This is a genomic window from Sagittula sp. SSi028, assembly GCF_048553715.1.
Lineage (GTDB): Bacteria > Pseudomonadota > Alphaproteobacteria > Rhodobacterales > Rhodobacteraceae > Sagittula.
The window spans coordinates 24163-47907 of sequence record NZ_JBLZNC010000001.1; the positions used below are offsets into that span (position 1 = coordinate 24163).

General features: G+C 62.2%; 20 protein-coding genes. 13 read left to right on the top strand and 7 right to left on the bottom strand.

Features of this window, described 5'->3' with window-relative positions:
- The first annotated feature begins 59 nt into the window (after positions 1–59).
- On the top strand, positions 60–1463 hold the full coding sequence (locus ACN5AZ_RS00125) for a calcium-binding protein (RefSeq protein WP_419426812.1): 1404 nt from the start codon (positions 60–62) through the stop codon (positions 1461–1463).
- 49 nt (positions 1464–1512) lie between these two features.
- Here ACN5AZ_RS00125 and ACN5AZ_RS00130 read toward each other — a convergent pair whose 3' ends face one another.
- From ACN5AZ_RS00130 to ccmI, 3 genes are read right to left on the bottom strand one after another with little or no spacing between them, the layout of a single operon-like run.
- Positions 1513–1749, bottom strand: coding sequence for a DUF1289 domain-containing protein (locus ACN5AZ_RS00130; RefSeq protein ID WP_419426813.1), 237 nt, complete (start codon positions 1747–1749; stop codon positions 1513–1515).
- A 3-nt stretch (positions 1750–1752) separates the two neighbouring features.
- Entirely contained in the window at positions 1753–2223 is a 471-nt protein-coding gene (gene ruvX, locus ACN5AZ_RS00135; RefSeq protein ID WP_419426814.1) for a Holliday junction resolvase RuvX, read from the bottom strand.
- Positions 2220–3449 (bottom strand): c-type cytochrome biogenesis protein CcmI, encoded by a 1230-nt coding sequence (gene ccmI / locus ACN5AZ_RS00140; RefSeq protein ID WP_419426815.1) that lies wholly within the window; start codon positions 3447–3449, stop codon positions 2220–2222. Before ccmI ends, ruvX begins: the two co-directional genes overlap by 4 nt.
- Positions 3450–3622: 173 nt before the next feature.
- Here ccmI and ACN5AZ_RS00145 point away from each other — a divergent pair, with 173 nt between their 5' ends.
- The 8 genes from ACN5AZ_RS00145 (at position 3623) to rarD (ending at position 11524) form a co-directional block, all read left to right on the top strand.
- A complete protein-coding gene (locus ACN5AZ_RS00145) occupies positions 3623–4870 on the top strand; it encodes a sarcosine oxidase subunit beta family protein (protein ID WP_419426816.1) in 1248 nt (415 codons plus the stop codon).
- Positions 4871–4940: 70 nt separating this feature from the next.
- Positions 4941–5198: a hypothetical protein gene (locus tag ACN5AZ_RS00150; protein WP_419426817.1), complete on the top strand. Its 258-nt coding sequence runs from the start codon at positions 4941–4943 to the stop codon at positions 5196–5198.
- Between the two features lie 102 nt (positions 5199–5300).
- Positions 5301–5639, top strand: a complete 339-nt coding sequence (locus tag ACN5AZ_RS00155; protein ID WP_419426818.1) for a sarcosine oxidase subunit delta — start codon at positions 5301–5303, stop codon at positions 5637–5639.
- A gap of 61 nt (positions 5640–5700) precedes the next feature.
- On the top strand, positions 5701–8709 hold the full coding sequence (locus ACN5AZ_RS00160) for a sarcosine oxidase subunit alpha family protein (protein ID WP_419426819.1): 3009 nt from the start codon (positions 5701–5703) through the stop codon (positions 8707–8709).
- Positions 8702–9256: a sarcosine oxidase subunit gamma gene (locus ACN5AZ_RS00165; protein ID WP_419426820.1), complete on the top strand. Its 555-nt coding sequence runs from the start codon at positions 8702–8704 to the stop codon at positions 9254–9256. Before ACN5AZ_RS00160 ends, ACN5AZ_RS00165 begins: the two co-directional genes overlap by 8 nt.
- A gap of 67 nt (positions 9257–9323) precedes the next feature.
- The gene (locus tag ACN5AZ_RS00170; RefSeq protein ID WP_419426821.1) at positions 9324–9755 is read left to right on the top strand and encodes a hypothetical protein; all 432 of its coding nucleotides are present in this window, start codon (positions 9324–9326) and stop codon (positions 9753–9755) included.
- Positions 9756–9860: 105 nt separating this feature from the next.
- The gene (locus ACN5AZ_RS00175; RefSeq protein WP_419426822.1) at positions 9861–10460 is read left to right on the top strand and encodes a superoxide dismutase; all 600 of its coding nucleotides are present in this window, start codon (positions 9861–9863) and stop codon (positions 10458–10460) included.
- Positions 10461–10609: 149 nt separating this feature from the next.
- Complete coding sequence (gene rarD, locus ACN5AZ_RS00180; RefSeq protein WP_419426823.1) at positions 10610–11524, top strand: EamA family transporter RarD; 915 nt, start codon at positions 10610–10612, stop codon at positions 11522–11524.
- Here rarD and ACN5AZ_RS00185 read toward each other — a convergent pair.
- Positions 11467–12018 carry a TIGR00730 family Rossman fold protein gene (locus tag ACN5AZ_RS00185; RefSeq protein ID WP_419426824.1) on the bottom strand — a complete coding sequence of 184 codons (552 nt, stop codon included), beginning with the start codon at positions 12016–12018 and terminating at the stop codon, positions 11467–11469. The genes rarD and ACN5AZ_RS00185 overlap by 58 nt on opposite strands.
- Positions 12019–12171: 153 nt before the next feature.
- Here ACN5AZ_RS00185 and ACN5AZ_RS00190 point away from each other — a divergent pair, with 153 nt between their 5' ends.
- The gene (locus tag ACN5AZ_RS00190; protein WP_419426825.1) at positions 12172–13500 is read left to right on the top strand and encodes a LysM peptidoglycan-binding domain-containing protein; all 1329 of its coding nucleotides are present in this window, start codon (positions 12172–12174) and stop codon (positions 13498–13500) included.
- A 143-nt stretch (positions 13501–13643) separates the two neighbouring features.
- A complete protein-coding gene (locus ACN5AZ_RS00195; protein WP_419426826.1) occupies positions 13644–15470 on the top strand; it encodes an ABCB family ABC transporter ATP-binding protein/permease in 1827 nt (608 codons plus the stop codon).
- A gap of 3 nt (positions 15471–15473) precedes the next feature.
- On the opposite strand, the gene ACN5AZ_RS00200 is transcribed toward ACN5AZ_RS00195, so the two are convergent.
- Positions 15474–16127 (bottom strand): CatA-like O-acetyltransferase, encoded by a 654-nt coding sequence (locus ACN5AZ_RS00200; protein WP_419426827.1) that lies wholly within the window; start codon positions 16125–16127, stop codon positions 15474–15476.
- Positions 16128–16355: 228 nt separating this feature from the next.
- On the opposite strand from ACN5AZ_RS00200, the gene ACN5AZ_RS00205 reads away from it, so the two are divergent.
- Together ACN5AZ_RS00205 and ACN5AZ_RS00210 are read left to right on the top strand one after the other, a co-directional pair.
- Positions 16356–17135 carry a gamma-glutamyl-gamma-aminobutyrate hydrolase family protein gene (locus ACN5AZ_RS00205; RefSeq protein WP_419426828.1) on the top strand — a complete coding sequence of 260 codons (780 nt, stop codon included), beginning with the start codon at positions 16356–16358 and terminating at the stop codon, positions 17133–17135.
- A gap of 81 nt (positions 17136–17216) precedes the next feature.
- Positions 17217–18089 carry a formate/nitrite transporter family protein gene (locus tag ACN5AZ_RS00210; protein WP_419426829.1) on the top strand — a complete coding sequence of 291 codons (873 nt, stop codon included), beginning with the start codon at positions 17217–17219 and terminating at the stop codon, positions 18087–18089.
- 17 nt (positions 18090–18106) lie between these two features.
- Here ACN5AZ_RS00210 and ACN5AZ_RS00215 read toward each other — a convergent pair whose 3' ends face one another.
- Together ACN5AZ_RS00215 and ACN5AZ_RS00220 are read right to left on the bottom strand one after the other, a co-directional pair.
- Positions 18107–21193, bottom strand: a complete 3087-nt coding sequence (locus tag ACN5AZ_RS00215) for a Hint domain-containing protein (protein WP_419426830.1) — start codon at positions 21191–21193, stop codon at positions 18107–18109.
- Positions 21194–21509: 316 nt separating this feature from the next.
- A complete protein-coding gene (locus ACN5AZ_RS00220) occupies positions 21510–23744 on the bottom strand; it encodes a molybdopterin cofactor-binding domain-containing protein (RefSeq protein ID WP_419426831.1) in 2235 nt (744 codons plus the stop codon).
- Position 23745: the final 1 nt, after the last annotated feature.

The window sequence follows — 23745 nt, forward strand, 5'->3', positions numbered from 1 at the left end:
CTTTTGCCGTGGGTTACTATTCGGGGGACTGTTTAATGCTACTTTTGACTTTGCTGCCAATGATGCTGTTGGCTAGCATCGGGGACCTGTGGGACGGGTCCGATGATGACAACGACGACGATGACGGTCTGCCGGATCAGGGTCCTGATCTGGATATGCCCGACGTCGGAGATGACGTTATCGATGATGGCGGCGAGGATACGGTTGACGATGGTGATGTCGTCGACGAAAACCCGATCCCGGACTTGCCTGTTGAGGAAGAAGAGGACGCGCCGCTTCCGGGCGAACTGGTCTTTGGCACGGACGCCGACGATTTTGTCGAGCTGACCGATGGCTCAGACCGGTACAACGGTCTTGAAGGCGATGACATCATCAATGGCGCCTCTGGCGCCGACAGGCTGGATGGCAACATCGGCAATGACACGGTTGTGGCCGGGCCCGGTGATGACTTTGTCTATGGCGGCGAAGGCAACGATGAACTCTACGGCAACGGCGGCGACGATACGCTGCAAGGCAATGCCGGAAACGATGTGCTGTTTGGCAACCTTGGCGAAGACAAGCTGGTCGGCGGCGACGGCAACGATGCGCTGAGCGGTGGATCGAATGACGACAAACTGGTCGGGGATGCCGGTCAGGATACGCTGGACGGCGGTGACGGCAACGATGTGCTGAAAGCGGGCGAAGGCTCTGACCTGCTGCTGGGCGGGGCAGGTGACGACACGCTAGAGGCCGACGAAGGCAATGATACGCTGGACGGCGGGCTTGGCGCCGACGTGATGCTGGGCGGTGACGGATCGGATATGATCGACGGCGGCGACGGCAACGACACCATTGTCACAGGTGAAGGCAACGATACCGTGCTGGCAGGTGCTGGTGCGGACAGCGTAGAGGTCGCAGGCGGCACGAACATCGTCGACACGGGCGAGGGCGAGGATCTGGTCGTTATCACCGACGGCAACGGAGAGATCTTTACAGGCGCGGACAGCGACATCGTGGCCATCACCGGCAATGCCGAGGACCCGGATTCGGTGTCTTACGCGATCGATCTTGGCGCGGGCGATGACATCTTTGGCGGCATTGATGCAGCGGCAACCGTCGAAGGTGGCGAGGGCAACGACACGCTGGTTGGCGATGGCGAGCTGAACGGCGGGGCCGGCGACGACTTGCTGGGCGGCAGTGCCATCATGACCGGCGGCGAGGGTGTGGACACCTTTGTGGCCGACAGCTCGACCGAAAGCAGCATCACCGATTTTGTCAGCGGCGAGGATCTGATTGTCATTCAGGTCCCGGACGAGGATCTGGCAGCGGCGTCGACCACGATCACCGCGCAACCCGACGGCACCTTTGTGGTGCAGGCGGTTTTGGCCGATGACACCGTGATTGCCACCATCACCTCGGCGGCTTTGGTCGTGGACGCGGATGTGGCGCTGCAAGGGGTAAGCGGGACCTTTGCCTCGGCCTAATGTGCCAATGTCATGGTATCTAAACGCGTCGCAGGGTCTGCGGCGCGTTTTACGTTTGTGGTGGGGTGGTTCGGGCCGCGCGCCCGCCGCGGCGTTTGCGCAAGGCGGCACGGCGGTCGGGCAGGGCGTCCATAATGGCGCGCCGCGCCGCGCTGTCCATCTGCGACCATTCCGTGATCTCGGGCAGGCTGCGCAGACAGCCGGTGCAGATCTGTTCGCGCGGATGGATCACGCAGATCTTGATGCAGGGACTTTCGATCTCGTCACGTTTCCAGACATCGTCCATGGCTTATCCCCGCAGAAAGCGCAGCCGGTCCAGCACGCCTTGCAGAATGTAAGAGGCGGCCACGTGATCGATGACCTCGGCGCGGCGCGCGCGTGATGTGTCCGCCTCAAGCAGGGCACGTTCTGCGGCGACGGTCGACAGCCGTTCGTCCCAGAACCCGATGGGCAGATCGTGGCGCGGGGCAAGGTTGCGCGCAAAGGCGCGGGTCGATTGGCAACGCGGCCCTTCGGTGCCGTCCATGTTGCGTGGCAACCCCAGAACAATGCCGGTGACGGTCCGGTCGGCAATGATGGCGGCCAGCCGATCCGCGTCGAGGCTGAATTTCTTGCGTTTCACGGTCTCCAGCGGCGTGGCAACCCCGCGCAACCCGTCCGAGACCGCAACCCCGATGGTTTTTGTGCCCAGATCCAGCCCCATCAGCGCGCCACTCGGCGGCAGGGCTGCGGCAAACTCTTCGATGGTGTCGTAGATCATTCGGTCAATCCTGCCTGTCGGGCCGCCGCACGCAGCGTGTCCAATGCGTCTTCGTTTGTGGCAAAGACCTGCTGCGCCTCTGTCCAGATGGCACCGGCTTGGTCGGTATCGCCCAGAACCGCAAGCGAAGAAATCAGCCGCGCCCAATCCTGCGGGCTGCCGCCGGTGGTGGCCAGCCGGTTCGACAGTTGCGACACCATCCCGCGGATCATCTCCTCGCGGTCTTCCTCGGACAAGTCAGAGGCCGCTTCGATATCCTCGGCGGTGGGGCCGCGCGGCGCGGCGTCCAGAGGTGGCAGGCTGTAGCGGTGCTGGCCCGCCCTCATGGCCATCTCCTCGATCTGGGCGCGCAGCGGCGCGACCCATGGGTCGTCAGGGCTGCTGTCCGCCAGCAGCGTATCCCACATGCGAAAGCCGATGTCGGGCCGTCCGGTCTGTGCCATCATCAGCCCGCCGTAGAATCGCGCCACCCCATTGGTCGCATCAAGTCGCAGCGCCTGTTCAAGGGCCGCCTGCGCCTCGGGCGAGACATAGCCACCGGCGGCAAGAACCATCATATCGGCGAGATCGGCGTAATCCTTGGCGGTGGCATTGTCGCCCTTGAGGCGGACCACATTGTCCAATGCGGTATAGGCCGCCTTGTAATTGCCTAATGCGGCCTCGGACCGTGCCAGCAGAACCTGCCCCTGTAGATCGTCGGGGCGGTCCTGTGTTGCGCTGCGCAGCCGGTCCACAAGGGCGAGGTATTCCTCATCCGCAGTCACCTTCGGCGCGGCGGGCAGGTTTGCCTCTGCCTCCGCCTGCGATCCGCGATCCTGCAACACGCGCTGCGCGGTCGCCAGCCGGTCCTGCAAGGGCATATCGCGATAGCCCGGCGCGCCCAGACCCAAGTACAACCAGAACCCGCCGCCCAGAACCACGGCGGCAATCGCCCCCGCCATCGCATAGCTCGCGATGCGGGGCTGCGCACCGCCCCCATCCTGCGCGCGCACCTTTGCATCGGCGGCCAGCAAGCGGCGCGAAATCTCGACCCGCAGGCGCTCTGCCTCTTCGGGATCGATCTTTCCGCGCGCCGCATCCGCATCCACTTCGGACAATTGGTCGCGGTAGACCTGCAGATCAAAGGCCTCTGCCGGGCCGGTTTCGCGCTGTCCGGCCACCACGGCATAGCCCATGCCCGCTGCAACAACCACGGCCACAGCCCCTGTCAGGATCCAGAACAGCATAACGCCCCCATTTCATTCGTCCGTGTCGATCTAGTTATTCCCTCCGCCGCATGAAAGAGCAAATGCCCCCTCTGCCACCCCATGTCGCAACTGCGCGGCATTATGACGGTTGCATGTCGCCCCGTTGCCGGTTTGGGTGCGAAAAACGGCGAAACGTTTGCGGGAATCGAGACATGAAAAGATATTCGGCCTTTGCCATCGTCCGCGAAGCTTTGTTCAGCGACCACAAGGGGTGGGAACGCGCCTGGCGCAAGGCCCAGCCGAAATCACGCTATGACGTTGTGATCGTCGGCGCGGGGGGGCATGGCCTCGCCACCGCCTATTATCTGGGCAAGAACTTCGGCATCACCAATGTGGCGGTGATCGAAAAGGGCTGGCTGGGCGGCGGCAACACCGGGCGCAACACCACGATCATCCGCTCCAATTACCTGCAGGATGCATCGGCGGCGATCTACGAAAAGGCCCGTTCGCTGTATGAAACGATGAGCCAAGACCTCAACTATAACGTGATGTTCAGCCCGCGCGGCGTGATGATGCTGGCGCAGACCGAACATGAGGTGCGCGGCTACCAGCGCACGGCACATGCCAATGCGCTGCAAGGGGTCGAGACCCGCTTTATCACCCCCAAAGAGGTCAAGGAGATCGTCCCGATCATCAACCTCGACGGGCCGCGCTACCCGGTGTTGGGGGCGCTGTGGCAAGAACGTGCAGGCTCGGCCCGCCATGACGCGGTCGCATGGGGCTATGCGCGGGCGTGCTCGGCCATGGGGATGGACATCATCCAGCAATGCGAAGTCACCGGCGTGACCCGCGAAAACGGCCAAGTGACAGGCGTCGACACCACCAAAGGCCACATCGGCTGTAACAAGCTGGGCATCGTCGTGGCAGGCCATTCCGGCGAGCTGGCGCGCATGGCGGGCTTCCGTCTGCCGGTGGAAAGCGCCCCGCTGCAGGCGCTGGTGTCCGAGCCGATCAAACCGGTCATGGACTGCGTCGTCATGGCGAACACCGTGCACGGCTACATGTCCCAATCTGACAAGGGCGAAATGGTCATCGGCGGCGGCACGGACAGCTACAACGCCTTCACGCAGCGCGGCTCCTTCCACCATATCGAACACACGGTTGCCGCGCTGGTAGAGACCTTCCCAATGGTGTCGCGGCTGAAGATGCTGCGCCAATGGGGCGGCATCGTCGACATGACGGGCGACCGCTCGCCGATCCTGTCCAAAACGCCGGTGGACGGAATCTTTATCAACGCAGGCTGGGGCACAGGCGGCTTCAAGGCGATCCCCGGCTCGGGCTGGGGCTTTGCCGAATTGATGGCCACGGGCAAATCGCCACTGTGCGAAGAATTCGGCCTGAACCGTTTCGCCGAAGGCCGCTTCATCGACGAATCCGTCGCCGCCGGGGTGGCGCATTGATGGGCGGGAACCGACAGGCGCGATCTGACGTTCTCACACCAACGCACATCGCGTTCGGAGGAGAGATCAGATGGCCGAACCCACACATCACACCACAACCACCCACCGCGAAACACGCGGTAATTCCGGATTGGCATTCATCGTCGGCGTCCTTGTCGTCGTTGTCGCCGTCTTGGCATTCTTCATGTTCGGCGGCACCGTGGACACAGGGGCCGCAGGCAGTGACAGCGACATCAACGTCACCATTCAGGACGACGGCGGCGACACAGCGCCGGCAGACGATGCGCAAAACGCGCCGGTCGCAGACGCGCCCGCTGCCGACGAATAACACAGTTTCCGATACCACAGACCACGGACCCATGCGGGCCGGGATGCAGGCGCATTCCGGCCCGTTTGCCTGCGCAGATTGCCCCACAGCGGAGAGGCCCCAATGCTGATCTTCACCTGTCCCTATTGCGGCGTCGCCGCCGAAGAAACCGAGCTCACCGCAGGGGGCGAGGCGCATCTGACACGCTTCGGCCCCGGCTCATCGGACGACGACTTCGAAAGCTACCTCTTCACCCGCGAAAACCCCAAGGGCGTCCATTTCGAACGCTGGCGGCATGCAAACGGCTGCGGCAAGTGGTTTCACGCGGCGCGTTGCACCGTCACGCTAGAAGTCTTCGGCACCTATCCGGCGCAGACAACACAGCCGCCCGCCGACCTTCAGGACAAAATCAGCGAAAAACGTCCCGGCTGGCAATGGCGTGAGTTCGGAGCAGCCTCGTGATGCTTTTTCTTGGTCAAAATACCTACAGCGCAATCCTATCCACCATTCCGGGAGGCCAGTCATGAGCACCCGTCTTGCCAAGGGCGGTCGCCTGATCGACCGGACCAAGCAGATCGATTTCACCTTCAACGGCAAGCGGTTCAAAGGCCATCCGGGGGATACTCTGGCCTCGGCCTTGCTGGCGCAGGACCAGATTTTGATGGGGCGGTCGTTCAAATACCATCGCCCTCGCGGGGTTGTGGCCTCCGGCGTTGAGGAGCCCAATGCACTGGTGAACCTCGGCGAAGGTCACCGGCATGAACCCAACCAGCGTGCCACCACAACCGAACTGTTCCACGGTCTGACCGCCACCTCTCAGAACCACTGGCCGTCGCTGGACTATGACATCGGGGCGGTAAACGGGCTGTTCGGGCGGTTCCTGACCGCGGGTTTCTACTACAAGACTTTCATTCACCCGCGTCCGTTCTGGAAGCATATCTATGAACCCTTCATTCGCCAGTCTGCGGGGCTTGGCAAAGCGCCGGATCCGGAAACCCGCGACCCCGACCATTACGAACACTTCTACGCTTTTGTGGACGTGCTGGTCGTCGGCGGCGGTGTGGCAGGCTTGCATGCGGCGCGTCTTGCGGGCGAAGCGGGCAAACGCGTTCTGTTGATCGAACAGAATGCTGATTTCGGGGGGCGTGCTGTCGTTGATGGTGGGCAGATCGATGGCCAGTCTCCGGATGTTTGGGTCAAAGACACTCTCCAAGCCCTTGAAGCCATGGATAATGTGCGCATCCGTACACGGATGACCGGCGCGGGCGTCTATGACCACGGATATGTTCTGGGGTATGAGCGGTTGCGCGACCACGCGCCGATGTTGCCGGGGCCGCGCCACCGTTTGTGGCGCATACGTGCCGAACAGGTGATTACGGCAACCGGCGCCTTGGAGCGTCCGCTAAGCTTTGGCGGCAACGATGTGCCGGGTGTCATGCTGGCATCCGCTGTCCGGGATTATCTGGTGAACTACGGGGTCAGCCCCGGCGACCGGACCGTGGTGGTCACCAACAATGATGACGCTTACCGCACGGCCATCGCGCTGAAGGAGGCGGGGCTTGTGGTTCCCGCGATTATCGACGCGCGCAAGGACGGTGGTGGCCCCTTGATGAAACAGGCACAAGCGCTTGGGATCCGGGTGGAAACTGGGCGCGGCATCGCCAAGGTCTTTGGCGGCAAACGGGTCACCGGCGTTGCGATCTGTCCGCAAAACGGCGAGGGCGCCGTGCTGGAGGAGATCGACTGCGACGCGGTTGCCATGTCCGGCGGCTGGTCGCCGGTGGTGCACCTGTGGTCCCACAACGGCGGCAAGCTGGTCTGGGACGACGCGCAGGCTTTCTTCCGTCCTGATCCAGAGCGCGCGCCGACCAATCATAACGGTCAACCGTTTGTCACCACGGCAGGCGCGGCATCGGGCTGCCTGCGCCTGAACGATGCCCTGCAAAATGCTGATCGCGCAGTGAAAACCCTGTATCCAGATGGGGTGAAAACGGCTGCGCCGACTGCAAGCGACAGCGACGAGGCCCCGATTGAACCGGTGTGGCTGATGCCTGCGGGGGCGCATTATGGTCTGCGTCAGAAAGCTTGGCTGGACTACCAAAACGACGTCAAGGTCTCGGACGTGCAGCTTGCCGCCCATGAGGGCTACGAGAGCGTGGAACACACCAAGCGCTACACCACGCTCGGGATGGCAACGGATCAGGGGAAGCTGAGCAATATCAACGGTCTGGCGATCCTGTCGGGCGCGCTTGGGGCAGAGATCCCGCAGGTCGGCACGACCACGTTCCGCCCCCCGTATTCAACGATCTCGATGGGTGCGATCACGGGCGACGCGCGTGGCGAGTTGTTCCATCCGGTACGGCGCACGCCGATACAGGATTGGCACGAAGCCAACGGTGCGGACTTTGAACCCGTCGGCGATTGGCGCAGGCCCTACACCTTCCTACAGCCCGGCGAGACACGCGAAACCGCTGTCATCCGCGAGATCAATGCCACTCGGCAAGGCGTTGGAATCCTTGATGCATCCACGCTTGGCAAGATCATCGTCAAAGGGCCGGATGCGGGCCGTTTCCTCGACATGCTGTACACCAACATGATGAGCACGCTGAAGGTCGGCAAATGCCGCTATGGCCTGATGTGTTCGGAAAACGGATTCTTGTCAGACGACGGTGTGGTCGCCCGCATCGATGAACACACCTTTCTGTGTCACACCACCACCGGAGGCGCCGACCGCATCCATGCCCATATGGAGGAATGGCTGCAGACGGAATGGTGGGACTGGAAGGTCTACACCGCCAATGTGACAGAGCAATATGCGCAGATCGCGGTCGTCGGCCCCAAAGCCCGTGAGGTTCTGGAAACGCTGGGCGGGATGGATGTCTCGAAAGAGGGGCTGGCCTTTATGGAATGGAAGGACGGCCAGCTTGGCGGTTTCCCGGTCCGGGCCTATCGCATCTCTTTCTCTGGCGAGTTGAGCTATGAGATCGCCGTGCCTGCCTCGCAGGGGCGGGCCCTGTGGGATGCCTTGCTTGAGGCCGGTGCCGTACACGGCATTACGCCATATGGCACAGAGGCGCTGCACGTGATGCGCGCGGAAAAGGGCTTTATCATGATCGGGGACGAAACCGACGGTACGGTTATTCCGCAGGACCTCGGGCTGCATTGGGCCATCTCGAAGAAGAAGGACGACTATATCGGCAAACGGGCACAGGCCCGCAGCCATATGACCGATCCTGAACGGTGGCAGCTTGTCGGGCTGGAGACGTTGGATGGCTCCGTGTTGCCGGACGGCGCATATGCGGCGGCCAAAGGCAAAAATGCCAACGGGCAGCGCAACACCCAAGGTCGCGTGACCTCGACCTATTATTCCCCGACGTTGGATCGCGGCATCGCCATGGGTTTGGTGCTGCACGGCCCCGACCGTATGGGCGAAGTGATCACGTTCACCAAGGACGACGGCGAAACGGAAGTGGCGGCAAAAATTGTCAGCCCCGTCTTCTATGACCCCGAAGGAGAAAAGCAGAATGTCTGATCTGGCCGGTTTCTCGGGTCTGGTATCCATCCGCGACGTGGGCGCACAGGGCATGCTGACCCTGCGCGGTGACCTGAACGATCCGCAATTTACCGAGGCTGTGACACAGGTTTGCGGCTTGGCACTGCCCCCGCTCAGGGGCGTTGTAACCTCTGGTGATCGCAGCCTGTTGTGGATGTCGCCGGACGAATTGGCGCTGCTGCTGCCCAAGGCTCAGGCCCCTGATATGGTCGCCAAGCTGGCGGACGCCACCGCAGGATTGCATGCGATGGTTGTGGATGTGTCGGATGCACGGGCGCATTTCGAGATCGAAGGCCGCGTTGTGCGCGAAACCATTGCCAAGCTCGCGCCGGTCGATATGCATGCCGACAGCTTTGCCACTGACACGCTGCGCCGGACGCGCTTCGGGCAGGTGGCGGCGGGGTTCTGGATGCCGGATGCGCGCCGCGCGCGTATTTTCTGTTTCCGGTCGGTGCGCGACTACATGGCAAACCTGCTGATGGCCGCGGCGGACGAACACAGTGAAGTGAGCTACTTCCAGAAGTAGCCCGCCTTGTCTTTGCGCCCCGCTTGGCCGACACTGGACGCTCGGCCAAGCGCGGGAAGGAATGCGAATGAAACCGATACGGCGCCTTTTGGCCATGGCCGCAGGCGTGGTCCTGACGGTGAGCTTGGCGCATGCGGATGACAAAGATGTGGTGGGCTACCAATGCGTTATGCGCGGGGCAGGGACCTACGACTGGATTCAGCCTGTCATCTTCGTCGCCCATAACCGCACTGACGATCTGATCGTCGTGTCCGACGCCATGATCCTTGCCATGAATGACGGCCAGCCTGCTGTGGCGCAGATCGATACGGAAAACGCCCGCCGCATCACCTTTACCTGGGAGGTGGAGACCCGCCTGCGCGTCAGCCCCGTCACGCTGCGATTTCGGGGAACCTACGTCAAAAGCAACGGGGTCTTTTCCGTTGTGGCACAGCCGCGCGGCTTTGATACGACGCTCACCCGCAGTGGGGAATGCACGCTTGGCCGTCTGGGGATGTAGGATCAGCACGCTTTGCCGCGGAATATCTTCCGAGGTGGCTTGACCTTAGGCCGCTGGCGGAACAGGTAAGGTGGTGAGATTTCACAAACAGGAGAGGATGGCCCAATGGCATTCGAACTTCCCGATCTTCCTTACGCGCACGACGCGCTGGCATCTTCCGGCATGAGCCAGGAGACGATGGAATATCACCACGATATCCACCACAAGGCCTATGTCGACAACGGCAACAAGCTGATCGAAGGCACCGAATGGGCTGGCAAGTCGGTCGAAGAGATCATCAAAGGCACCTATGATGCGAACGCTGTCGCACAGTCGGGTATCTTCAACAACGCGTCGCAGCACTGGAACCACACCCAGTTCTGGGAAATGATGGGCCCCGACGGCAAGACCATGCCGACCGAGCTGGAAGCGGCGATCAAGGAATCCTTCGGCACCGTCGAAAAATTCAAGGACGACTTCGCCGCTGCAGGCGCGGGTCAGTTCGGCTCTGGCTGGGCGTGGCTGGTCAAGGACACCGACGGCGGCCTGAAAGTCACCAAAACCGAAAACGGCGTGAACCCGCTGTGCTTCGGCCAGACCGCTCTGCTGGGCTGCGATGTGTGGGAGCACTCCTACTACATCGATTTCCGCAACAAGCGTCCGGCCTACCTGAAAAACTTCCTCGACAATCTGGTGAACTGGGAAAACGTGGCGTCGCGCCTGTAATCCCCACCGATTGTGGACTGATCCCGAGGGGGCGCGGCATCGGCTGCGCCCCTTTTTTCATGCGCTGCATTTGCAAAATCCCATGGTTGCATTGCGCGCCAGTGGGCAAGTGCCTAGCGTCACGCGACCCGCATGAGAAGGCCCGCAACATGAGCTCGACGACCCAAGGTGTTCTGGCGATGATCGGCGCCTGCACGATTTGGGGTCTGTCCCCGATGTATTATAAATTGCTGTCGGATGTGCCCCCGTTCGAGCTGCTGGCCCATCGCACGATCTGGTCGCTTCTGGTGTTTGCGGCTGTTCTGGGCCTGCAGCGCCGTTTGGGGCGGCTGCGCGCGGCACTGGGGGACGGGCGATCGTTCATCGTGGTCACGATTGCGGCGGTTATGATTTCGACCAACTGGTTCTTGTTCATTTTCTCGGTGCAGGCCGGCATCGTGACGCAAAGCTCGCTTGGCTACTACATGTTCCCGCTGGTGGCGGTGCTGCTTGGGACAGTGGTGTTGAAGGAACGGCTGAGCTTCTGGCAATGGGCGGCGGTGGCATTGGCAGGCGTTGCGGTCGCGCAAATGGCTGTGCGGCTCGGGGTGGTGCCGTGGATATCCTTGGCACTGGCAGGCACGTTTGGTGTTTACGGATTGGTGAAAAAGCGGCTGGCGATCGGCCCGATCGTGTCTGTCACTGCTGAGGTGGTTGTGCTTGCGCCGGTGGCCGGAGCTTGGTTGATCTATACGCACAGCACGGGGCAGGGCGTGTTCGGCACGGATTGGGGCACTTCCGGGCTACTGGCCTTATCCGGGGCCTTGACTGCGCTGCCGCTCATGCTGTTCACGGCGGCGGCACAGCGCATCAGCCTAACCAGCGTTGGTTTGATCCAGTACCTCAATCCAACGCTGCAGTTTTTCTGCGCTGTGGTGATTTTCCGAGAGGCTTTGGAGCCTGCACAGCTCGTGGCCTTTGCCCTGATCTGGAGCGCGCTGGGGCTGTATTCAGGGCAGGCGGTCGTTCAGGACAGGGCGCGCCGTAAATGCGCCATAGCCTCTGTTGCGGATGCCCCGCTGTGAACGAAATCCAGCAGGCTGGCGTCGGCAAACCCGTGGTCCACGACATGGGACAGCAGCCCTTTTAACGGTCCCCAATAGCCCGCGACATCCAGCAGGATGATCGGCTTGTCATGCAGTCCAAGCTGGCGCCATGTCAGCACTTCGAAAAACTCGTCAAGACTGCCGGGTCCGCCGGGCATCACCACCACGGCGTCCGCGTTCATTAACATGACCTTTTTCCGTTCGTGCATGGTTTCGGTCACAATAAAGCGTGTGAGATCCGTTTTTCCGACCTCCATTTGCATAAGATGCGTCGGGATCACGCCAAACGTGTCCCCGCCTGCTGCCTGTGACGCGCGCGCAACCGTGCCCATCAGGCCCACATCCCCGGCACCATAAACCAATCGCCATCCCTTGTGGGCGATGGCTGTGCCCAAGGCGGTGGCTTCTTCGGCGAACTCCTGGCGGTCTCCGCTGTGCGATCCGCAGTAGACACAGATGGATTTGACGGACATGAGGGCACTTTCTGTTGCAATTTCTGCTTTCTTTTGACGCTTATACGCCTGTGGGATAAGCTCGCTCAACCGTTGCGATGACGCAGGCTGGGGGGCCTGCCGCAACCTGTCCAAACGACTGCCCGATAAAGGACGGAAATGAGCAAAGCTTTGATGAATAGCGCAATCGGCGGGGTGGCCGTTGCAGGCGCGGTTGGCGTGGCCATTGCCACGGGCGTGCTGACATGGCCCGCAGACGAGCCGCAGGAAGCGGCAAGCGTCGCGGTTGTGCCCGATACTGTGCCGTCAGCGCCTTCGGAAGACACCACCGGTTCTGACAGTGTCGCAGTTCAGCCCGAAATCGTGCCGGATGCGCCGGTTTTGGCAATGCGTTTGATGCCCGGCAGTAGTGTGATGGTAACCGGAACCAGTGCGCCGGGTGATCTGGTCGAGGTGCTGTTCAACGGCGCACCCGTGGCCGAGGTCGAAACCGAAGGGGACGGCAGCTACGCCACTTTGATCGATCTGCCTGAGGCCGCGCCGATGCAGCTGGTGCGCGCGCGCGCCACAGGGCAGGACGGCGTTCCCCGTTTGTCGCAGACAGAGCTGATCATTCCCGCCTCGGATGGGGGGAGTGTCGATCTGGCGAGCGTGTCCCCTGACACGCCAAATGTTCCACAGGCCTCCCCGGACGATCAAGTGCCGAATTTGCAGGCGGACAGCAGCGTTGCGCGCACTTCTGCCTCCGCGGTTTCGGTTCCCGCCCAAGAGGACTCCGCCGCCCCGGTGCCCAAGCCACAAGTGGGCGACGGAATGGAGACGCCGGATGCCCCGGCAACCCAAAACGCCCCGTCTGAGACGGTCGGGACAAGCGCGGCGCCGGATGTCGTGCAGGCCTTGGCAGCCCCGGCAGAACCGGACGCCGACACTGCTTTGCCAACCACCGAGACGGCCAATCAGCCAGCCGCGCCGCGTATCTTGGTCGCGGGTCCTGAAGGTGTCGAAGCGCTTGATAAGGCGCCGCTTTCGCCCAGCGGTGTCGCGCTCGACAGCATCAGTTACGACAGTGACGGGGATGTGATCCTTGCAGGGCGCGGACAGGACGAGGCCTTTGTTCGGGTCTACCTGAACAATGAGGCGCTTGTGACCTCGCCAATTGCGGGGGATGGTGCATGGGATGTGGCGCTGCCAGACGTGGATACGGGCACCTACACCTTGCGGGTGGATCAGGTGGATGCCGAGGGCACCGTGATCGCCCGCGTCGAAAGCCCCTTCCTGCGTGAAGATCCCGCTCTGTTAGAGGAACTTTCCGCCAACGGTGGCCCGGTGACAGAGATCACAGTGCAACCGGGGCATTCGCTGTGGGCGATTTCCGAGGATCGTTACGGCAACGGTATTGAATACGTGAAGATTTTCGATGCCAACCGTGAACGAATCCGCGATCCTGACCTGATCTATCCCGGCCAGATTTTCGATCTGCCGGACGGGCTGCCCGATCCGTGATGCGGTGGGGTGGTTTGCACCCCGATCTTGCCCTAGATACCGGTTGAACGGTGCAGGAACTGCCCGAATTTATACGACGTGTTGCCAAAGGCGGCAGCCAGCCACGCGGACATGTGTTCGATGTTCGCCAGCCAGGAGCCCGGATGCCCCCCGAGACCTCGACCGAAGAAATTGCACGTGCGGAACGGGCCTCTGGCCTGCGAACCATCAAACGGATTGCCCCCTATTTGTGGCCCGAGGGGCCAAAGCATGCCTGGGTGCGTCGCCGTGTCGTGATTGCCCTGACCCTGCTGATTGCGGCCAAGGTGATCGCGGCCTTTACCCCAATTTTGTACAAGCAGGCGGTGGACAGTCTGGGGGGCGAGGTGCCGACACTGGCCATCGGTGCGATTGGTCTAACGCTGGCCTATGGCATCAGCCGGATCATGACCGTGGGTTTCCAACAGTTGCGGGACGCGATCTTTGCCAAGGTCGGGCAGCGCGCGCTTCGAGCATTGGCGCTTGAGACCTTTGAACACATCCACCGGCTGTCGATGCGCTATCACATCACGCGTAAGACCGGCGGTCTGAGCCGGATCATCGAGCGCGGTGTGAAGGGCGTCGAATTCCTGCTGCGGTTCTTGCTGTTTTCCATCGGTCCGCTGATGCTGGAGCTGGTTCTGGTGGGAATCGCGCTTGCGTGGATGTTGGGGCTGTCCTACCTGTTGGTCGTGGCATTGGTGGTGGCATTCTACGTGGGCTTTACGCTGAAGGTCACGGAATGGCGGGTCAAATTGCGGCGCGAGATGAACGCACAGGACACCGACGCCAATCAGAAAGCGATCGATTCCCTGCTGAACTATGAGACCGTCAAATATTTCGGCGCCGAGGCGCGCGAAGCAGCGCGCTATGATCGCGCGATGGAGGGGTATCAGGCGGCTGCGATCAAGACGGCGACCTCGCTTGCGTTTTTGAACTTTGGCCAGTCCTTGGTGATCACCGGCGGGTTGGTCACCGTGATGGTCATGGCGGCTGCAGGCGTACAGAACGGTACGCTTTCCGTGGGCGATTTTGTCATGGTCAACGCCTACATGATCCAGATCACTGCACCGTTGAACTTTCTCGGGACGGTGTACCGCGAAATACGGCAGGCTCTGGTGGATATGGGCGAGATGTTCGACCTTCTTGAACAGCCCGCAGATGTGTCTGACAAACCGGGCGCGCCGGATTTGGCCGTACAGGGCGGTACGGTTGAGCTGCAGCAAGTGGCCTTTGGCTATGACCCCGCGCGCCCGATCCTGAAAGGGGTGAATATCACCGTGAACGCAGGCGAAAGCGTGGCTTTGGTCGGGCCGTCAGGGTCGGGGAAATCGACCATCGGGCGATTGTTGTTCCGCTTTTACGACGTCAACGGCGGCGCGCTGAAGATCGACGGTCAGGACATTCGCGATGTCACGCAGGACAGTCTGCACAAGGCCATTGGTGTTGTGCCGCAGGACACCGTGCTGTTCAACGATACGATCCGCTACAACATCGCCTACGGTCGCGAAAATGCGACCGAAGCTGAAATCCTCGCCGCTGCCCAAGCCGCGCAGATTGACGGGTTCATCCAGTCGCTGCCCGAAGGATACGACACGCAGGTCGGGGAACGCGGGCTGAAGCTGTCAGGTGGCGAGAAACAGCGGGTCGGGATTGCCCGTACCCTGCTGAAGGATCCGCCGATCCTCTTGCTGGACGAGGCGACCTCGGCGCTTGATACGGAAACGGAAAGCTCGATCCAGACGGCGTTGAAGCGGGCGGGCGAGGGGCGCACCGTGCTGACCATCGCGCACCGGCTGTCCACCGTGGCTGATGCCGACCGTATCGTGGTCCTTGAAGACGGCCAAGTGGTCGAGGAGGGCACGCATGACGATCTGCTGGCCCGTGGCGGACGCTATGCGACCCTTTGGCATCGCCAGCAGATTGACGAACCCGCCGCGCAAAGCGCCTGACCCCTAGATCCGGTTCAACGTCCTTTGGATCTCGGCCACAAGCTGGCCCAGATCCTCGCCGTCGGTCAGGGCGTGGTGTACCTGGATGTTCAGCGCCATGTCATGGCCGTAGGCTGTCTCGACAATCTTGCCCCAGGAGATGCGGGGGATGCATTCGTCAGCGTGCGGCACCGCGTGATCCAGCCCGGTGAAATCCAGCCACGGCAGGCAGGACAGATAGGCCACCGCATCCGTCGTTTCCGCATGCTCGCGAATGTCCGTGGCTGCGCGCACAGTGGCAATAGTCGCCTCGGTGGCGTGTCGAAAGGCGTCAAACGACTTGGCCACCGGCTGAAAGCTGAAAGCAAACCCACCCGTATCGCGCGGTACGGTAAAGGACAGGCCAATCGCATGGTGGCGGATCACGTCGCCATTGGCGCGAAACCGCAGCTTCATGGCGGGCACGGCATTGATGCCGGTGCCGATGGCATAAAGGCAGCCGATATAGGGGGATACCCCATCAGCGCGGCGCCTGCGCATCAGGTGCGAGACGTCGACACGGGTGGTTATGGCGTAATGCGGGCGGCTGTAGCGGCGAAACCAGCGATAGGTGTCCGCGCGCTCCCACGTCTCAAGATCCACGCGGGTTTCGCTGGGCGGCAAAAGGGGGTCGTTCACGGTGTTACACCTGTCTGAGTGGTCGTCAGGATACTCCAGACTGGTCCACAGCGTCCAATGGGTTTGACCGGTCAACCGGCACTGAATTATGCATCAAATGTGTTTGCCACTGCAGATTTCTGTGTATTCGCGCAGGGGGCTGCGCGCTGGTGCAGAGGTGATCTGCGGTCTTAATCTTTTGCTCGCGCTGCGAATGCAATATGTAGGGGCCAACCAAGGAGAGCATTCATGACGCGGCCCATTGTCGGCATCATCGGAAATACGCATCTGTTGAATGATCAATACCCGGCCCATGCCGGTGGGATCATGAACTCGGAGGCGATTGCCAGCGTGTCCAAATGTCTGCCGCTGCTCATCCCCGCCGACCCGCGCCTTGTCACCGTCGAGGAGCTGCTGGAGACCTGCGACGGTTTCCTGCTGACGGGGGGACGCCCCAACATCCACCCCGAAGAATATGGCGAGGATTACACCGACGCGCATGGCGATATGGACCGTGCCCGCGATGCGATTACCCTGCCGCTGGTGCGCGCCTGTGTCGAACGGGGGCAGCCGTTTCTGGGCATCTGTCGTGGTTTCCAAGAGGTGAATGTCGCCATGGGCGGCAGTCTTTACCCTGAAATCCGCGATCTGCCCGGTCGGATGAACCACCGCATGCCCCCTGACGGCACCATCGAAGAGAAATTCGCGCTGCGCCATGCGGTCACGCTGACAGAGGGTGGGCGCTTCCATCGTCTGTTCGGCGCGACAGAGGTGATGACCAACACTTTGCACGGGCAGGGGGTGAAACGCCCCGGTCAGCGCATCGTGATCGAAGGCCACGCGCCCGATGGCACGCCAGAGGCGATCTATGTCGAGGGGGCTGCGGGCTTTACCATGGCGGTGCAATGGCACCCGGAATGGGATGCGGCCAACGATCCTGTGTCGCGCCCGCTGTTCACCGCCTTTGGCGCGGCGGTGGCCGAGTGGTCCAAGACCAAAACCGCAGGGCATTTCCGCGCCAGCGCGTGAGAGCCGCGTCAGTTCGGCAATGCATACGCCATAGCGCCTGACCCAAGGGAACCATTTGCCGTCTGATTTGGTTCAGGCCTTATGGAAAATCAGCCGCGCCCGCGACAGGCCCCCGAAGACAACTTTGACCCTCAGGAAAGCGATGCTGTCCGGGAGCCAAAGGAAGAAACCTCTGTGACCAAGGCGTCGCGCCTGTCCGCGCGCCTGATCTACGAAGTCATCCGCCGCGACGGGCGCGAGGAACTGGCGCGTCCCAATGTGTCGCTGATCTGGTCGGGGTTGGCGGCGGGCGTATTGATCAGCCTGTCGGTCATCGCCCAAGCGGTGCTGAAGGCACACTTGCCAGAGGCCGAATGGACCATTCTGGTCGAGGCGCTGGGCTATTCGCTGGGCTTTATGGTTGTGATCTTTGGCCGGATGCAGCTGTTTACCGAAAACACCATCACCACGGTACTGCCTGTGGTCGCGGATCAGTCGTTGACGTGTTTTCTGAAAATGCTGCGACTCTGGACCATTGTTCTGCTGGCCAATGTGGCGGGCACAATCATCGCAAGTGGCTTTTTGTACCTGCCACATATCATCCCCGGCGAAATGACAGAAACGCTGATGGCTGTGGCGCGTCACGCCACCGAAGGCTCTGCAGTGGTGAACTTCTACCGCGCCATTCCCGCAGGGATCATTATTGCGTCCGTTGTCTGGATCATTCCCGCAGCACAAAACAGCGCGTTCTGGGTGATCCTCGCGCTGACTTGGCTGATGGCGGCGGCGGGATTTGCCCATGTGATTGCCGGTTCGGTCGAGGCAAGCCTGCTGGTCTGGCACGGCGAAATCACCATTGCCGACGCGATTATGCGGTTCTTTCTGCCGGTTCTTGCGGGCAATGTGGCCGGTGGCACCGCCGTCTTTACGCTGCTGGTCTGGGGGCAGGTGAAAAACGAGGTGGTCAAGGAATAGCCACCTCGCCCGCAGGGTCAGGCCGCCTTGCGGGCGGCCAGTTTGCGCTGATGCAGCAGCATCTGCGCCTCGTGCCGTTTGAGGCAGGGGCGTGCGGTTGACCCGAACAGCGCCGGATCCAGACGCAGCATCGGCAGCGCCTCGAACAGGGCGGCACGTTGCACTGTGTCCAGCGCGGCGAGCGCCTGCGGCCCGACAAAGAAGCTTTCGGTGTCCACGCCCTCGGCGGTGATCACATGGTGGCGGTCAAAGGCGAGATGGATGTAGGTGACCTCGCGGCCTTCAATCTGGGTCACACCTTCGGCGCCTTGTAGATGCGTGGCGGCGGCAAAGACCTCTGGCGCGCCATACATCAGTTCGGCGTCATAGCCTTCGATCAGAATACGGTGCTGGGGAGAGACCACAAGCGGGCGCGGATCGGCCAGATCGGGGTCCGTAGGCAGCGTATGCGGTGCAATGTGGATCGGCGCGGATTTGCCCCGTGCCAACCGACGGCTCGCACCTTTCCAGCGCAGCGGTTGCGCGCCACTGTCGCGGGTCATCACCAGATCACCGGCGGCCAGCTCGTCAATCACGCGATAGCCCGTTGGAGTCAGAATGCGCGTGCCGGGAGTGAAACAGATCACCGCATCGATATTGCTAAAGCTGACCAGCGTACCGTCCAGCATGCGAATCGTGCCGGTCATCTCGCCCTCGGGCGTCGTGTTGAACCGCAGCGTCGTGCGATCCCCCAACCCGTTGAGATCCAGCGTATCGCCGCCGGTCTGCGCGGTGGTCGACCCTTCGATGAAAATACCGTCAGAGCCCGCCTCGCCCAGATCGGTCAGGGTGATGGTGTCATCGCCATCGCCCGCATTGATCGTGTCGCCCTGTGCGGCAAAGATCAGGTCGTTGCCCGCCCCGCCAAGGATGCTGTCGGCACCAAGCCCGCCGGAGAGTTCATCATTGGCGTTACCGCCATCCAGCGTATCCGCGCCGTCACCGCCCAGCAGGGTGTCGTTGCCGCTGTCACCGCGCAGGGAGTCGTCGCCTGCGCCGCCTTCGACATAATCGTTGCCGTTGCCACCGATGACGGTGTCGTTGCCGTCGCCTGCGAATACGCGGTCCCAACCATTTCCGGCAAGGATGCTGTCGTTGCCGGTCCCTGCTACGATGCTGTCAGAGCCGCCGCCTGCGTTGATCGTGTCATCGCCTGCACCGCCCAGCAGCGTATCGCGACCGGCACCACCATTAAGGCTGTCGTTGCCATCGCCGCCGTCGATCTGGTCGTTGCCCGACCCGCCGATCAGCGTGTCATCTCCGCTCAGACCGGCGATGGTGTCGTTGCCCAGCCCGCCGTCGATATAGTTGGAATTCACACCTTCGGCGTCGGTGGTCATCCCGTCATAGCCGGTCAGGTTGTCGGCGAAATCCGACCCGATCAGCCCGTCAATGCCACCGCCACTGCTATCGCCCGCCGCGTCACCACCAGAAAACGTGTTGGTCGACAGATCGACCGTCACACCCGATGCGCTGTCGGCGTAGGTGATGTAGTCCATCCCTTCGCCGCCGGTGAAAGTATCCGCGCCCTCGCCACCGACAAAGGTATCGCTGCCGCTGCCGCCGAACAGCTCGTTCGCGCCCGCACCGCCGGTCAGCAGGTCATTGCCCGCATCGCCCGACAGTGTGTCATTGCCGGTGCCGCCGTCCAGCGTGTCCGCGCCATCCCCACCCAACAGGGAATCGTTGCCCGCATCGCCCGACAGACTGTCCGCCCCGGTGCCACCGTCAAGCGTGTCGTCGCCGGCCTCGCCAAACAGGGTGTCGTTGCCCGCACCACCCGACAGAACGTCATTGCCCGTGGCGATGGGGATCGCCTCGAACTGCACGTCCGAGACCCAGATACCTTGGGTGTTGCCCTGAAGGTTGCCGTAGATGATCTCGATCGAGGCGACGGGCCCCGCGATTTCATACAGAACCGACCCGCCCGCGTCATTGGTGCTCTCGGACAGCTCATTGGCAACGACCGTGTTGCCGTTGACCGTATCCCCCGCACCGCCCAGCGTGATGGTCACCGGAACAGGATTGCCGTCCGCATCATAGGCGTTCACCGTGACTTCGTCGGTGTGGTTGTTCGCGCCCCAGTCGATGTCATTAATGCGGAAGGTGACGTTTTGCACCTCGTCCTCGACGCTGGACCCGGCAGAGGCCGCGAAATCCATCGTTGTGCGCGATGTCAGCCCGTCGCCTTGGCCAAACAGGAACAGTGACGATGTGTTGTCAAAGGTCTCGCCGGGGGCGCTGTACTGCTGCAGGGAATCGTCGACCTCGAAGGTCGGGGTGTTGTTGCCCAGACTCTCGAAACCGAGCGTGACATCGATGTCGCCGGTGTCCTGAACGGCCCCGTCGGCAATGGCGGTGCCGGTCGGGCCAAACCCCGTCCAGTTCAGATCGGCAGAGGTGCCCGCAGGCTCATAGGGGCCGTAATCCCCATAGATCAGATCATTGCCATTCCCGCCGTCGACGGTGTCATCGCCATTGCCGGCGGCGACCGTGTCATTGCCATCACCAGCCTCGATCACGTCATCAACCGTGCCGATGGTGTCATCGACGCTTTCGCCGTGGATGTCGGTGAACGAGGCGTCGATCAAGTCGTCGCCACTTGTGCCTTCGATCACGCCGTTGGAATAATCCCGAAACGAAAAGGCAATATCCCCGGCGGCGGCGTCGGGATTGCTGTCATATTGTTGGACGGTATAGGTCCGGCCTGCCACCAGCGGCTGTTCCGACAGGGTGTAGAGCCCGCTGGCCCCACCGCCCTCGATCTGAAGCTGAGCGACTTGGAAGCTTTGTCCTGTGACGCTGTCGGTGACCGTCCAGACCGCTTCGGCGTCGGTGTTGACGTTTGTCGAGGTGCCCGACGGTGTGGTGAACGTCCCCGTCGCGGTTTCACCACCGGCGCTATCGTCATCCAGCGTGTAGCCCTGAATGCCGGTCTCGTTATCGACAATCGTGCCGGTAGAATCGTAGTCCGACGGTCCTGTCCAGACAAAGGTGGTGCCTGTGCCGGTGGGGATCAACCCGCTTGGGTTGGTGTTGTAAAAATCTACAAGATACGTGGCCATACTGAGCCGCCCTGACAAGTGTCCATGACCGGCCGTTCTGGCCGTATCGGTCAAAGCTAGGGGGCATCGGGGGCTTTGGTTTGGTGGGAATTGGGCGCTTTAGCGAAGTGTTAAGCTTAAAGGGATGCTTGACCGCGCAATTATGGCGGCGCCTGCCAGATGCCGATAGCCTTGCAAATAGGGGCTGCGGGCCGATTTTCGCCTTTGGGCCTTATGGGCATGCGGCACTGTGCTGCCATGTTTCCGCCCAAAATACAAAGCACCCGCCATGAAATCAATCATGGCGGGTGCCCAATTTAGATAGACCGCTTGTGGTTTAGATGACGAAGTCGACCGCCTTGTTCAGAGGCAGGCTGCGGTAGCGTTCGCCGCGCAGGTCGAACAGGGCATTGGCGAGCGCAGGGGCTGCGGGTGGTGTGCCGATCTCTCCCACACCGCCAAGGTGTTCCTGCACCTCCAAGACACGTACCTCGACCTGTGGCATCTGGTTCATGCGCAGCGGCTCGTAATCGGGGAAGTTCACCTGCTGCACCGCCCCACCGTCAAAGGTGATCTCTTCGCCCATGGCCGCCGACAGCCCGTAGACCATCGCCCCCGTCAGCTGGGCGCGGATGTTATCAGGGTTGAGCGCCACACCGGGGTCAGCGGCAATCCAGGCATTGCTCAGACGCACCAGCCCGTCCTCGTCGCGGACCTCTATCACCATCGCCACGGGCGAGCCGAAGCTGTAGCACATGGCCACACCGCGCCCGACGCCGTCCGGGGTGGTGCCAGTCCAGCCGGACATCTCCTTGACCGCGTTCAGGCATTCCCACGCAGGCAGGAATTCGTCCCGCGTCATGTCCATGCGGAACTGCAAGGGGTCGGCACCGGCGGCATGGGCCAGCTCGTCCACGAAGCTTTCCATGAAAAACCCGTTGAGCGAATTGCCCACCGACCGCCAGAAGCCCACCGGCGGCATGTCGGGCACGGCATAGCCGCGCGCGCGATAGTTGGGGATGGCATAGGGCTGGTTGCCGAGACCTTCGGTCAGGGTCATGTCGGGGCCGCCGGGGGCAAAGCCCGCCGCACGGGTCAGCGCCGGTTCGATCACCGGTGCCGAAGACACGCGCCCGTCCAGCATCACCGCCGCGCCATCCTTGACCGCGCCGGACAGCCGCGCGATGGCGGCGGGGCGGTAGAAGTCATGTGTCATGTCCTCTTCGCGTGAATAGGTCAGCAGGACCGGCGTGCCGGGCAGCTCCTTGGCGATGCGCGTGGCATAGCGGACAAAATCCACCTCGCCCCGTCGCCCGAAACCGCCGCCCAGATAGGTGACGTTGAATTCCACATCGTCTTCGGACAGTCCGGCCTCATCTGCGGCCACCGCCAGCGCAAAGGTCGGCATTTGCGATCCGGTCCAGACGCGGAGCTTGCCGCCGTCGAACCATGCGTTGGCGGACTGCGGCTCCATCGTGGCATGAGACAGGAAGGGCACGCGGTATTCGGCCTCGATCGTGGTGGCATCCGAAGGCAGATTTTCCACATCGCCGTCGTCACGTCCGGTCACGTTCGGCTCCAGCGCGAAACCGGCCTCCAGCGCCTGAGTGATGGCGGCGTCGTCGGCCAGATAGGGGGCCTTGTCCTGCCATGTGACGGGGATCTGGTTCACCGCGTTCTGCGCGACCCAGGTGTTGTTGGCAATCACAGCGATGCCATCGCCCAGATCGACGACCTTTTCGACGCCGGGCATGCGGCTGACCTCGAACCCGTCAAACTCTTTGACGCCCGCGCGGTTCGGCGCAAGGCGCAGCGCGGCAAAGCGCTGGCCGGGCAGGCGGGTGTCGATGGCGAATTCAGCGGTGCCTGTGGTCTTGGCAGGAATGTCGCCGCGCGGGTAGCTGCTGCGCAGGATCTTCCATTCTTCGGGCTGGCGCAGTTCGATGCGCGGGGGCTCGATCTCTGCGGCGGCTTCGGCCAATTCTGTGTAGGGGATCGTGGTGCCATCCGGTGCGATCACCGTGCCCTTGTCGGTGACCAGTTCGCTGGCCGAGACGCCCAGACGTTCTGCGGCAGCGGCCACGAGAACCTCGCGTGTGGCAGCGCCCACAACGCGCATCCGCTCATAGCCGTCTTTCATGGCGGTCGACCCGCCCGTGACCTGCAGTGACATGACCTTGCCCACATGTCCCATCAGCTCGCCCATGGAGCGTTGGAAGGACGAGGCGTCATAGCCCGCGACAGCCTCGCCCATCATGGCGTGGTTGTAATAGGCCTTGGCAGGCGGGCCGTGGATGATGCGCACCTGATCCAGGGTGACATCCAGTTCCTCGGCAATCAGCGCGGCCCATGTTGTTTCGGTGCCCTGACCCATCTCGGCGCGTGGGCTGACCAGCGTGATGCCCTCTGCGTCGATCACCACAAAGGCATTGAGCGCGGTTTCCCCGTCTGCGGGTTTCAGCGGGTTGGGCGCGGGTTTGGCCACATACCATGCGCCAAACGCGGCCCCGCCCACGATGGCGGCGGCCCCGAACAAGAACGTACGGCGGGCGATTTTTCCAATGCTGGCCATG